This window comes from Bacillus sp. NH11B, from assembly GCF_001884205.1.
Taxonomy (GTDB): Bacteria; Bacillota; Bacilli; order Bacillales; family Bacillaceae_G; genus Bacillus_A; species Bacillus_A proteolyticus.
The window spans coordinates 64,885-77,905 of sequence record NZ_MAOG01000101.1; the positions used below are offsets into that span (position 1 = coordinate 64,885).

Consider the following 13,021-nt stretch of genomic DNA (forward strand, 5'->3'; position numbering starts at 1 on the left):
AAATATGTTCTCTACGTTTTAATTTATGGGATTGATCCAGAAACATTTTGGCATTTTCCCATCGCATCGGTGGAGCGAATAGCTGAAGGGAAGCTTGCCTTTGACGGTTGGAAAGCTAATCCACGCTAAGATAAGGCAGGTGAGAATATGGCAAACATACCAGAGTCGAAAATAACATTTAAAGTTTTTAATCAAGAATTCAATAAAGCGATGGGTGACATGAAAAATGAAAGCTCTAAGCTACGTCAAGAATTCACTTTACAACAAGAACAATTAAAATTAAGCGGTACAGCAACAGAGCAATTAGCAGCTAAATTAGGACACTTACAACAGCAACAACAACTTGCTGCACAAAAAGTTGCTGCAACAGAACAACAATTAAGTAGAGCTAAAGCAATATATGGTGAAAATTCTGTTGAAGTTGAAAAATTAGACCGTCAATTAGGTAATGCACAAATAGCAGAACAAAGATTTTCAAATCAAATTAAAGAAACAGAAGGCGCTCTTCAAAGGTTAGGTCAAGAAAATAGTAGTGCTGCACAGGATTTAAAAAAATTAGGTGCAGCAGAAACAGAACTAATAAATCAATCAGCGAAGTTACGGGCTGAATATGATTTTCAAAATGCTGCTCTTGGTCATAATGCAACAGAGTCAGAAAAGTTAAGTGCAAAACTTCATTACTTAGGACAAGCACAACAAAATGCTTCTCAACAAACACAAAACTGTGCACAACAATTAGCAGCAGCAAAATCACGGTATGGTGAAAATTCTGCTGAAGTAAATAAACTCGAAACAAAACTACTACAATTAAGATCAGCCGAACAACAATTAGAAAATGAGGTTCAACAAGCTAATTCGGTTTTATCCGAACAAGCAAATGTAGCTAGCAAGGTTTCTGAAAAAATGAGTGCTGCTGGTGAAAAAATGAAGAGCGCAGGGGAATCCATGACTACAACTGTTACCCCTGCAGTTCTTGGTCTTGGTGCAGGTGCATTGAAAGTAGCTTCTGATATGGATGCTTCTCAAAGAAAAATCCAAGCTTCTTTAGGATTGACAGCCCAAGGTGCTGAAAATCTTGAAAAGATAGCGGAAAGCACTTGGAAAAATGGATTTGGGGAAAACATTGGTGAAGTTGACACGGCATTAATTAAAGTCTTTCAAAATATGCGTGACGTACCGCATGAAGAATTAAAAGCTGCAACTGAAAATGTATTAACACTCGCTCAAACATATGATGTTGATCTAAATGAGGCTACACGTGGCGCAGGACAATTAATGTCTCAATTTGGTCTATCGACCCAAGAAACATTCGATTTACTTGCCGCAGGTGCTCAAAGTGGTTTGAATTATTCAGATGAGCTTTTCGATAATCTTTCAGAATACGCACCGTTATTTAAACAAGCTGGTTTTACTGCTGATGAAATGTTTAACATACTTGCTAATGGAACCGCAACAGGATCATATAATCTTGATTACATCAATGATCTAGTAAAAGAGTTCGGTATTCGTGTTCAAGACGGAAGCAAGGGTGTTGCAGAAGGATTTGGCGATTTATCAAAAGAAACCCAAGGTGTTTGGCAGTCATTTAATGAAGGTAAAGCAACTGCTGCAGACGTTTTTAAAGCTGTTACAGGTGACTTAAAAAACATGGATGACAAAGTAAAAGCCAATCAAATCGGTGTAGCTCTGATGGGAACTAAATTCGAAGACATGGGTGCTGATGTTGTACTAGGATTAAATGATGTAAATGGTGGTCTTGGTGACACAACAGGTCGCATGGAAGAACTGAAAAAAATCCAAGAAGAATCATTTGGACACCAATTTAAGAGTATTACACGTGACGCTGCTTTAGCTTTGGAACCACTAGGTAAAATTCTATTAGAACTAGCAAAAGAAGCGATGCCATCAATTTCTAGTGCAATTAAAACAATGTCAGAAGCATTTAATAATCTATCACCAACGGCAAAGAAAATAGTCGTTATTATTGGTGGAATTATAGCCGCTCTCGGTCCTATTTTACTTATCATAGGTCCAATAGTAATGGTAGTAGGTAAATTAATAGCCGCTATTTCCACGATTGGGACGGCAATCATGGCAGTTTGGGGTGTAATTCAGCCAATACTAGCCGCAATAGCTGTTGCATTCGGTACAACGGTTGGTATCGTAATCGCTGTTATAGCCGCTGCCGCTGCTGCGATTATAGCCATTTATGTATATTGGGATGAGATTAAAGCATTTCTTGTTAATACATGGAATTACATTGCAGAAGTAGCATCATCAGTATGGCAAGGGATTTCTGACTTCTTTTCTACCTTATGGGATGGGATTGTTCAATATTTCTCTGATTCATGGGATAGTATAGGCCAAGGAGCAGAAGAGGTTTGGACAAGTATTGTTGAATTCTTAACTACAACTTGGGATGGAATTATTGATTTTGTTCTGACATGGGGAACTAGAATTTTAACTGGATATATAGAGATTTGGACATCTATTTTCAATTTTTGTATGGAAATTTGGAATGGCATAGTTGAATATTTAACGGGAGTTTTACAAAGCATAGCAACTTTCTTTTCTGAAACCTGGACATCTATTTCGGTATTCTTCCAAGAGGTTTGGAATGGTATAGTTGAGTATTTAACAGAGGTTTTACAAAACATAGCAACTTTCTTTTCTGAGACCTGGACTGCTATTTCAGAGTTCTTCCAAGGTGTTTGGAATGGAATAGTTGCATTTTTAACGCCTATTTTACAAGGAATAGCTGATTTCTTTTCAATGATTTGGAATGGTATTTCTACAGTTATTCAAACTGTATGGAATTTCATTACACAATACTTGCAAGCGATTTGGACAGCTATTTTATATTTCGCTACACCGATCTTTGAAGCGATTAAAAATTGGATTATTAGCGTTTGGGATACTATCAGTTCTACTACTTCTATGGTTTGGAATATGATTGTTAATTTCTTACAAACCTGCTGGAATACTATTGTTTCAATTGCTACTACAGTTTTTGAGACGATTAAAAATTGGATTATTAGTGTTTGGGATACTATCAGTTCTACTACTTCCATGGTTTGGAATGCGGTTACTGCTTTCTTACAAACCTGTTGGAATACTATTGTTTCAATTGCTACAACAATATTTGAAGCGATTAAGAATTGGATTATTAATACATGGAATACCATTAGTTCCACTACTTCCATGGTTTGGAATATGATTAAGAACTTCTTACAAACTTGCTGGAATACTATTGTTTCAATTGCTACAACAATATTTGAAGCGATTAAGAATTGGATTATTAACACTTGGAATACCATCAGTTCTACAACATCTTCAATTTGGAATGCGGTTAAAAACTTTTTAATTGGTCTGTGGAATTCCATTGTTTCAACAGCAAAATCTGTCTTTAACAACATAAAAGAAGCGATTACCTCTGTTTGGAACATGATCAGTAGTACAAGTAGTAGTATCTGGAATGGTATTAAATCCACACTTTCAAACATTTGGGAAAGTATTAAATCCACCGCATCATCTGTATGGAATAGCTTAAAAGAAACGATTATGACACCTGTTCGCTGGGTTACAAGTTCTGTTGGTAACGCCTTTGAAGGAATGAAATCCGCTGTACTAGGTGCTTGGAATGGTATTAAAAGCGGTACTAAAACAGCGATTAACGGTATCATTCGTATGATTAATAAATTCATTGATGGCTTTAATACACCTGCTGATTTATTAAATGAAATACCTGGTGTTGATGCACCTAAAATCCCACATGTACCGATGCTCGCAAAGGGTGGACATGTTTTAGGAGATGGGCAATTCATTGCTGGAGAAGCCGGTCCCGAGTTATTCAGTAAAAAAGGGAATAAGGTATCTGTAACACCATTAAGTTCTTCTGAAAGAATGGGTGGAATTGGCGGTCAGTTAGGATTACTAACTAAAAATGTAACAGACATGATACAAAATGCAGCTTCTCAATTAGCTCAAATTGTGGCTTACGATGTACCTAGTGCACTAGGGGAAGCACTTTTGAATGGTGTTCCTAATATGGCTGGAGCAGCTGCAGGTGGCGGAATGGTTAATCAACAACCAGTAGAAGTAAACTTTTATAACACTGTACGAAATGACCGTGATATAGACCGTATGTTTGAAAAAGCTGATGATTGGTTTGCACAAAAAGGACGTAACTTAAATGTCGGAATAGGGAGGAATTGATTTGCTAGACATAGGGATTGATACGGAATTAGCGAGTGATTATCGAATATGTATGGTAGATCGCCCCGTTATTCCAACAGCAAAACAAAAAGTTGAACATATAGAAGTTCCAGGGAGACATGGATCACTAACAAAGAAAGGGGCATTCAAGGATGTCCCTTTTAAAGTTAAGTTTAATTTACTCGAAGAAGAAAATATAAAACCATTATTACGTCGTATTAAGGCATGGCTTATGAATGGTAAAACATTATATTTCACTGATGACGAAGTGTACCGGAAAATTAAATCTGTTGAAATTGGTGATATTGCAAATGAGATCGAAGAATATGGGGAATTTGAAGTGGAATTTACACTTGATCCTTTTGAATATATTGATACATCACCGATAGTATTAACAAAACCAGAAAGCATTTTAAATCCGGGAACAGTAGAATCAGAGCCGAAATTAGTGATTTATGGTGGCGGTGATATAACGGTTACTATTAATGATATATCGTTCCGAATAAAAGGAGTGGCTTATTCCGTTACCATCGATTCAAATCTGCTAGAAGCATATGTTGGAACAACATCAATGAATTCTAAAATGATAGGCGAATTTCCACTTTTTAAAGAGGGGATAAATTCAATTTCATGGTCTGAAACAGTTACTAAAATTATAGTTGAACCAAGGTGGAGATTTTTATGATTACACTATATAAACCAGATGAGACTGATTTCACTCATAATGGAATTGGACTATTAGATAAACACATTTATGGTGCAACTGTTGTAGAAGAGCTCAACGGTTTATTTGCATTTACATTTAGTTATCCATTATTTGCTCCACATGGAATAGAAATTGATGGCATGAGCATTATTAAAGCTCATACACCAGATGGTGACCAATTATTTCGTGTTGTAACTCCTAAACCAAGTATGGGCGAATTAACTGTACAATGTTATCACATTTTTTATGATTTAACGGAGAACTTAATTGAAGATATATTTATTCAAAACACAAATGGTAATGCAGCAATGAGCCGTTTATCAACAGGATGCCAATATAAACATCCTTTTACTTTTTACTCTGATATTCCAACAATAGCAAGTGCACGTATTGTAAGGAAAAATCCAGTTGAAGCAATGCTCGATACGAGTTTAGATAATGCTTTTATTAATAGATGGGGCGGAGAATTAAAACGAGATAACTTTGATGTAAAAATGCTTAAAAGTCGTGGTATGGATCGTGGTGTTGTTATCCAACATAAAAAAGATTTATTAGGGTATGAGGGCAATGTAGATTGGAAAAGTCCAATTACCAGAATCATGCCACAGGGATTTGACGGGTTGCTTCTTCCGGAAAAATATGTAGATAGTCCAAATATAAATAAGTATCCTCATCCCAAAATCAGAGTGGTGGAATTCAAAGATATAAAGGCAGGAATTGGTGACCATGCAAAAGATGAAGAGGCGGTTCCTCTTGAGGAAGCTTACAAACGATTACGTCAAGCTTCTAAAGATATGTTTGCGATTCAAAAAGTAGATCAACCCAAAGCAACATACAAAGTTGAATTCCAAGAACTATCACAAACGGAAGAATATGAGGATTTCGCAATATTACAACGTGTTTATTTGGGCGATACGGTCACTGTTAAGCATGCAGAAGATAACCTTGATATTCAAGCGAAAGCTATTTCTTATAAATACGATCCAATAAAAAAAGAGTATACAGAAATAACCTTGGGTAATTTTAAAGAATCATTTACAAATATAGCTGGTAAAGTAGATCAAATACAAAACGAAATATCAGACATGCCAAGCTCTATATTAGATGCAGCAAAAGAAAATGCGACGAATCTTATTAACTCTGGATTTGGGGGACATGTTAGGGTTTATCCTGATCGGATTTTGATCATGGACACAAAATCCGAAATGACCGCCTCAAAGGTTTGGCAGTGGAACATCAATGGATTAGGGTATTCCCCTTGGGGAGTAACGGGTCCATATGAAACTGCCATTACATATGATGGGCGAATTGTCGCTGATTTTATAACAGCTGGAACACTTACTGGTAATTTAATTAAAGGTGGAGAAATTAGTGGTACCACTTTAAGATCCGATGATACAAAAAACTATGTAAGCATATCTAAACAATTCATGCGAATTATGGAAAATGATATTGCTCGTATGTTTTTAGGATACTACAAAAATTCGAGGAATGAATTACAACCCACTTTACTTATAGGTGGAGACAATGACAATACAGCTTCACAAGGAGCCCTTGCACTTTATCAGTATTCAAATATTTATCCTAAAGCAGCAGGGATAGGAATTACACGAGGTTATATTGGTGGAAGTAATACAGACTTATATTTTCCTGCCATTATTAAATTTGGTCAAAATGGCGATATGAACGTAAAAGCAGAAGAATATTTGCAACTTGAATCTCAATTGTCATATATGAACCTACAAGCTGGTACAAACTTTGCAGCAAAGGCAAAAAACGATTTCGTTGCTGAAGCAACAAATGGGAATATGCATTTCACCGCTGGGCAAAGGTTTTATTATCATAAAAATGGAAAAAGACTTCTGTCTATAGATGCCTCTTCTGGCGGAGACACGGATCTTATTATGCAGTACTGTATGTTACGTAATTCAGATTATGAGAATGGGTATCTTCAAGTTAAATCTGGTACAGGTTCATTCTATGGCGGAATAATAGCGGCGGATTTTAAAGTATCATCGCAAGCTAAATACAAAACGAACATACGTAATATTAAATTTGATGTGTTAGAAAAAGTAATGGATTGGGATATAAAACAATATAACCTCAAATTAGATATGCCAAAACTATATGAAATGCGGATGGATCGTAAAGAAGGAGAACCTGTTTTAACGACAAATGACATCCCTACTCATTATGGTATTGTCATTCCGAACGAATCTGAAGAAACAGGTGTAGGCATATATGGGATGCTTTCACAAGTTACTAGAGCTTTTCAAGAATACGTAACAAAAACAGATGCTAGAATTAAAGAATTAGAGCCGATACAACCCAAAGGTAACGTAAGACATAGAGTGAGAACAAAACGTGTTAAAAGGGCCCCTAATCGCATTAAAAGATGATTCGAGAAAGGAGATGGGTCACATGAGAGATGAGGTAATTTCTATAGATTTAGCTGATCCAGTTTTCACAAAAACAATACGTTCTCGTCAGAATGATAAAAATGGTTTGAGAATTGTTGTTTATTTAAAGGGAAATGGGCAAAAAGTAAATTTGACGGGATATTCAGTTAAATATGAAGCCACGAATCATTTAGGACAATTGATTAGAGATGACGCAAAAATAATTGATGCAAATAACGGAGCTTTTGAGTACACATTGTCAGAAGAAGCAGTTTCGATGGCTGGTGATTGGACAGCTTATTTCGTTGTAGAAAAAAATAATTTAGAGCGAATAACTACGCCAGATATTCGGATTTCTCTAAAAAGAGATGTACGAGAAGGAAATATTAAAATAGAAAACTATATTTCTGAGTTTGATAAAGCCCTTGAAAGAGTGGCAGGTTATCTGAAAGTAATTGATGATACGAATAAAAAGATTGCTGATTTAGTAGCATCAATTAACGCAAACCAACTTGTTCGGAAAATAGGAGATAGCATGTCTGGTCCTCTTAGTATAGAACATACTGGAACTGATGCGCCTTTACTAGTCGCAAATGCATTAGGGCGTATGAGGTTCTTAATGACTAATGATGTGAACTATATCCAGAGCGGAACGTTAGATAACAAGTCTAGAAATTTACTTCTAACTGGTTACAATGGTTCTATTATGGATGAAGTACAAGTGAAAACGAAAAAGTTAATAGTAGAAGGTACGGTTAAACAAAGTGTAGATATCGTTTGGACAACTTTAAATACAACAGGTGTTACAAATGTATCCGATAGAATTCCAAAATATAAAAGAAATGGTGATATCGTTAATGTAATTGGATCAATACGAAATCCTAAAAATGTTACTTCATTTGCGACTCTTCCTGTGGGGTGTCGTCCACCACAAGATGTTGCCTTTACAGGTATTGCTATTGGAGATGTAACGATAACATGTGAAGTTACCGTGCAAGCAAGTGGGAATATATTTGTTAATAATCTTCCTAACGGTACTAATGTTACCGTGCATATGGTTGCTAATTTTATGATTTAACAAACAAGCCAAGCGTGCATAAGCAGGCTTTTTTATTTTGAATAAGGAGGAAAGAATTTGGATCGTATCGATGTATTATTAAAAGCCTTTATTGCCAGCTTTGGAGGTTTCTGTGGGTACTTTTTGGGAGGGTGGGATACAACTTTGAAAGTCTTGGTAATTATGGCAGCTATCGATTATTTAACAGGAGTATTTGCAGCAGGATTCAACGGGGAATTAAAAAGTAAAGTAGGTTTCAAAGGCATCGCCAAAAAGGTGGTGCTTTTTCTTTTGGTTGTAGCAGCTACTCAAGCAGATGCGGTTTTGGGCACAAATAGCGCAATTCGTGAAGCGACAATCTTTTTCTTTATCGGTAATGAATTATTATCACTTTTAGAAAACGCTGGACGTATGGGAATCCCACTTCCACAAGCTTTGACAAACGCGGTTGAAATTTTAGGTGGTAAACAAAAACAAAAAGATAAAAAGGGAGATGTTCAATAATGAAAAAACATATTATCGATATTTCAAAATGGAATGACAGTATTAATTGGGATGTATTAGCTCCTCAAGTTAGTTTAGCGATTTGCCGTGTTCAATATGGATCAGATACAGTAGATGGATTATATAAACAACATGTAGTGCAATTAGAGAAACGTGGCATTCCACATGCTGCCTATGCGTATGGATGCTATGTTTCTGTTAATGATGCAATTGTGGAAGCAAACGATTTTATGAAAAGAACAAATTCAAATGCTAAATTCTTAGTGCTAGATTGTGAGGATGATACATTAAAAAGTTGTGGCCCCGACAATCTAGCAGCTGCTTCTCAAACCTTTATTGATACATGTAAAGCGGCAGGTTGGAAAGTTGGATTTTATGTATCACATCATATGTACAATCAATATGGTTTAAATAAGGTGAAAGCAGACTTTTTATGGATTCCTCGTTATGGAAGTAATAAACCTGCCTATGCGTGTGATCTATGGCAATATGCAGACGGAGAAACAGGCGGTTGGCTTGATGGTGTAGGAAAAGTTGACTTAAATGTTCTAAATGGAGACAAGCCATTATCTTGGTTTATTGGTGGTAATGAACTAAATCCAATTAACCCAATTCAGCCTATTCAAAAAGAGGGAATTGGACATGCAACATCGAAATACGATGATGGTTATGGTGTGAATCTATATGAAAATCCTGCTGATCCTATTTTTGCTGGACGTATTACACAAAAAATCCCTTACTTAATCCAGAAAGGATACTGGGGTGGTGGAGAAAAAGACATGATCTGCCTTGGGAATGAAAAGCAGTGGGCTTACCTAAAACATTTTGATGTGAAATGGTTCTATGCGCATTCTAAATATCCTGTAGGTTGGGGGATTGCAGTTCATAGTGAGCCAGAATGTATTAACCATGTTGGAAATATTGACGGTTCTACTCCTTATCGTATTTGGGGAAGAGTTGGCGACGCAATAGATATTGGTGGTAATCGTTGGATTCGTGAGGAACATGTAATTATTAAGTAATATGTTGTTTCAAAAGTACACAACAACAAAGGTAAAAAGTACTATGTAACAGCAAATGAAGCCTATGTGTCTGTAAAGTAAGAGTTGCAAAAGAGCATCCACTTAAATAATAATTTTTAATTTAAATCAACAAAAGAGACCTCACATTTGAGTTCTCTTTTGTTGATTATTCTCCATATGTAACTTTCTCTTCACTTACTCCAAGCTAGATAACATGGTTCATTGAAATATCCAATCCTAAAGAAAAATTTTTCTTCAAAAAGTTCTTTTCATGCCCTCAGAATCTAGCAAAGTAGCTATTCAATAAATTTTTCTCTGAATCCAAAAATTTATAAAACCTATTTAATAAATCTTCCTTCGTAGTTGGGGTATCTTGGGGCATATAAGTAATAAAACTTGTCATATCTTCAGGATAATCATGTCTATCATAAAACTCTGCAATTCTATTTAATAGTTCATCCTCATCAGTAATCTTTTCTTTTAACTTAGATAAGTAAACGAATCTGAGTTTACTATTCTCATTCTGTAATTCTTCACTATTTTCTTCTAAATTAGGAAAATGGAAATCTTTAATTTCAAACAAAATTTTATCTAAATTACTAGAATCTATTCCCCAAGCTAGTTCATTAACAAAAGCTTCATCATCACCAGCTTCCATAAGTTCCACCGCATAATCAGAAATGACATTCGGTTCAAAATATTTTTTATTTACGCCAGTATAAATAGTTTTCCAATCATACTTAAGACCTTTGTTCTTAAAATCTATTAAATCCATATAATTCTCCTTTTACTTTTTTGGAACTTGATTTGGTTTCCCTGTAACAATATCATTTTCAATAAATCTTCTATGACTTACATTTCCATTTGGTTCAACAATCCACTCAAAGACACCTTTTTTACCACTGTTGCTTCCTTCTACTAATGCGATCTCCTCCTACTAATGGAAATTCATCAGCAAATCTTGAGTAATTATCAACAATATCAGAAAAGCCATGTTCCTTAGGGACATGAGGAAACTCTTTTACTATGATGGGCGTTCAATTTGTACTAATTATTTTTTAATGCTTGTTTTATCGTTTTAACTGTTTGTTCAAGCCATTCTAATGGTGTTATTCCTAATCCTTCAAAATATATCCCATCTGCAGAAAACTGTATGTACTCATTTTTTTCTTTATCACTATAATCGCTTTGAATAAATTCAGCTAGAAAAATAATAGCGTCTTGTAAATATTCCGTACTTTCTTCTTCAAGTAACTCTTGGAGTGCTTCTTCGTAAAATGTATCTTGATGAAATGTTGCTGCTAAAAACTGATAAACTGGATCTTCTGGATTTTTTAAAAATAGCATATATTTCTTTCCTCCTATTATTAAAATGGATATCCAGTTACAATAAAAATTCCATTTATTGTAGGGAAGCACGTTGTTTCTAAGGTTAACAATCTATGTTTCTATGAAAAGCCGTCTTGGCAAGATAAAGATGTTGCTGGTACTTTAGATGCAGGCTTAGGATTTACAATCGACGCAAAGGTAAATGTCAATGGGTATCCGCAGTATCGTGTTTATAATTCGAAGGGGCATAAGTACTACATTACGGCTAGTGATGCGTATGTGAGTGTGAAGTAATAGTAAAGCCGACTCATATCAAGCTGAGTCGGCTTTGTTTAGTTTTTATTCTTTACTTTTTATAGCTTCTTTTAGTATTTCAAGGGTCTGCTGTAACCATTCTATAGCTGTTAAGTTTAATGCAGGGAAATAAATGTAAGCATTATATTTAATAAATTCCTCTTTTTCACTATCAGTTAGATTACTGTTTAAAAACAAAAGTATATCATTTTTGGTATTTTCGATACATATTTTAGTAACTTCCATTATAAATTCATTAAGAGCTTCCTCAGGTGATTCAATATCTTGGTGAAATGTTCCTGCTAAGAAATCACCTAATTCTTCATAATGGCTATATTTATTTTCCATACAAATTCTCCTCTACTTTTCTGGATATCCTGTAATAATAAAACTTCCTTGGTTATCTTTTTTCAAAACAATCACAGCATTTTCCACATCTAAAGCACCATTTGATCCTCTTTCGACATATCGTCCAAGTATACTATTACCGTTATATCTTAGCGGTAAGGTTGGTCTGCTATTAGGATTGTTTAACCACCTATTTATTTTTGCTATATTTTGTGGATTACTTAAAACTTCATTAGCTACTCTCTCGGCTATAGCCCTATTAGTGAAAGATGATGATGCTGGTATTCTAGGGTCACTTTGTAATCTTTGCAATAGTTCTGCATCCGTTTTTTCTACGTGTTTTTTGATTAAGTGACCACCTCTTCTTTGGCCAGGTTTTGCCTCATGGGCAATTAATCCTCCTCCTGGAGCTAACGGACTAGTATCTCCTGGCTTTATAGCATTAGTATTAGTATTTCCACCAGAATTAGCAAACTGATGAGTTGATAGCTTTTCTTCAGCTTGTTTAAAATCAGGTATATCAAATTTAGAGCGTATATTATTTCCGCCAGAGAAAGCATAAGAAACATCTTTCTTAACAGGTTGTAAAATATCAGATACTTGCTTCAATTCTTTTACTAGCGTTACGCCTTTAGCTAATGTACTTGCTCCACCTGCTCCTTTTGTGACGAGGCCTGCTCTACCTAGTCCCCTATCGAGAATTAGACCGATGCCTATTTGGGTTAATCCATAAGTAGTCCATTGTGTAATGCTCTCTGCATCTCCATCTTGGCATGATAAAGATGTGGCTGGTTCTGTGGATGCATGATTAGGATTTACGATTGATGCGAAGATAAGTATAAGTGGTTCACCGCAATATAAAGTGAAAAACTCAAAAAGCAGTGTCTTCTATATTAAAGCTAGTTCAACATATGTAGAGGTACCATTAAAATAAGAAAGTCGATTCCAATTAAGGATTTGGCTTTCTTTATTGTTAAGATGTTTAGAATTTACTTTTAGACAATGCTTTTAATATAGGATTTATGATTTTACTTAATAAACGAACCCCGTTAAATATAGATTTTATAACCGTCATATTATCGTCCCCCTAAACTAAATAAATCATATCAACTTCATACCAAGGATGTAAACATTGTATGTTCATAAA

The 13,021-nt window shown here is 35.2% G+C and carries 10 protein-coding genes and 2 pseudogenes; 8 read left to right on the forward strand and 4 right to left on the reverse strand.

The genetic code is table 11. From position 1 onward, the window contains the following. The first annotated feature begins 147 nt into the window (after positions 1-147). The 6 genes from BAU27_RS14960 to BAU27_RS14985 are packed head-to-tail and all read left to right on the forward strand — an operon-like array spanning position 148 to position 9,903. Positions 148-4,215 carry a phage tail tape measure protein gene (locus BAU27_RS14960; RefSeq protein WP_071771307.1) on the forward strand — a complete coding sequence of 1,356 codons (4,068 nt, stop codon included), beginning with the start codon at positions 148-150 and terminating at the stop codon, positions 4,213-4,215. Position 4,216: 1 nt separating this feature from the next. Further along, positions 4,217-4,900, forward strand: coding sequence for a distal tail protein Dit (locus BAU27_RS14965; RefSeq protein ID WP_071771308.1), 684 nt, complete (start codon positions 4,217-4,219; stop codon positions 4,898-4,900). Further along, entirely contained in the window at positions 4,897-7,320 is a 2,424-nt protein-coding gene (locus BAU27_RS14970; RefSeq protein ID WP_071771309.1) for a phage tail spike protein, read from the forward strand. The genes BAU27_RS14965 and BAU27_RS14970 overlap by 4 nt, the downstream gene beginning before the upstream one ends. Before the next feature lie 22 nt (positions 7,321-7,342). Further along, positions 7,343-8,398 (forward strand): BppU family phage baseplate upper protein, encoded by a 1,056-nt coding sequence (locus tag BAU27_RS14975; protein ID WP_071771310.1) that lies wholly within the window; start codon positions 7,343-7,345, stop codon positions 8,396-8,398. Positions 8,399-8,455: 57 nt separating this feature from the next. After that, complete coding sequence (locus BAU27_RS14980; RefSeq protein WP_071771311.1) at positions 8,456-8,881, forward strand: phage holin family protein; 426 nt, start codon at positions 8,456-8,458, stop codon at positions 8,879-8,881. Further along, positions 8,881-9,903 (forward strand): GH25 family lysozyme, encoded by a 1,023-nt coding sequence (locus tag BAU27_RS14985; protein ID WP_071771312.1) that lies wholly within the window; start codon positions 8,881-8,883, stop codon positions 9,901-9,903. The genes BAU27_RS14980 and BAU27_RS14985 overlap by 1 nt, the downstream gene beginning before the upstream one ends. A gap of 277 nt (positions 9,904-10,180) precedes the next feature. Here the strand turns inward: BAU27_RS14985 and BAU27_RS14995 are convergent, their stop codons facing one another. Then, positions 10,181-10,678 (reverse strand): DUF2247 family protein, encoded by a 498-nt coding sequence (locus BAU27_RS14995; protein ID WP_071771313.1) that lies wholly within the window; start codon positions 10,676-10,678, stop codon positions 10,181-10,183. Between the two features lie 272 nt (positions 10,679-10,950). Next, on the reverse strand, positions 10,951-11,250 hold the full coding sequence (locus BAU27_RS15005; RefSeq protein ID WP_059037553.1) for a contact-dependent growth inhibition system immunity protein: 300 nt from the start codon (positions 11,248-11,250) through the stop codon (positions 10,951-10,953). 57 nt (positions 11,251-11,307) lie between these two features. Between BAU27_RS15005 and BAU27_RS33380 the strand changes: the two are divergent. Beyond that, a pseudogene (locus tag BAU27_RS33380) lies at positions 11,308-11,526 on the forward strand (N-acetylmuramoyl-L-alanine amidase); the annotation flags it as partial. A 45-nt stretch (positions 11,527-11,571) separates the two neighbouring features. Here BAU27_RS33380 and BAU27_RS15015 read toward each other — a convergent pair. Together BAU27_RS15015 and BAU27_RS15020 are read right to left on the reverse strand one after the other, a co-directional pair. Then, positions 11,572-11,874: a contact-dependent growth inhibition system immunity protein gene (locus BAU27_RS15015; protein WP_016079286.1), complete on the reverse strand. Its 303-nt coding sequence runs from the start codon at positions 11,872-11,874 to the stop codon at positions 11,572-11,574. A 12-nt stretch (positions 11,875-11,886) separates the two neighbouring features. Next, a complete protein-coding gene (locus BAU27_RS15020) occupies positions 11,887-12,483 on the reverse strand; it encodes an RNase A-like domain-containing protein (RefSeq protein ID WP_254797965.1) in 597 nt (198 codons plus the stop codon). A gap of 151 nt (positions 12,484-12,634) precedes the next feature. On the opposite strand from BAU27_RS15020, the pseudogene BAU27_RS32905 reads away from it, so the two are divergent. Then, positions 12,635-12,808 (forward strand): annotated as a pseudogene (locus BAU27_RS32905) (N-acetylmuramoyl-L-alanine amidase); the annotation flags it as partial. Between the last annotated feature and the right edge of the window lie 213 nt (positions 12,809-13,021).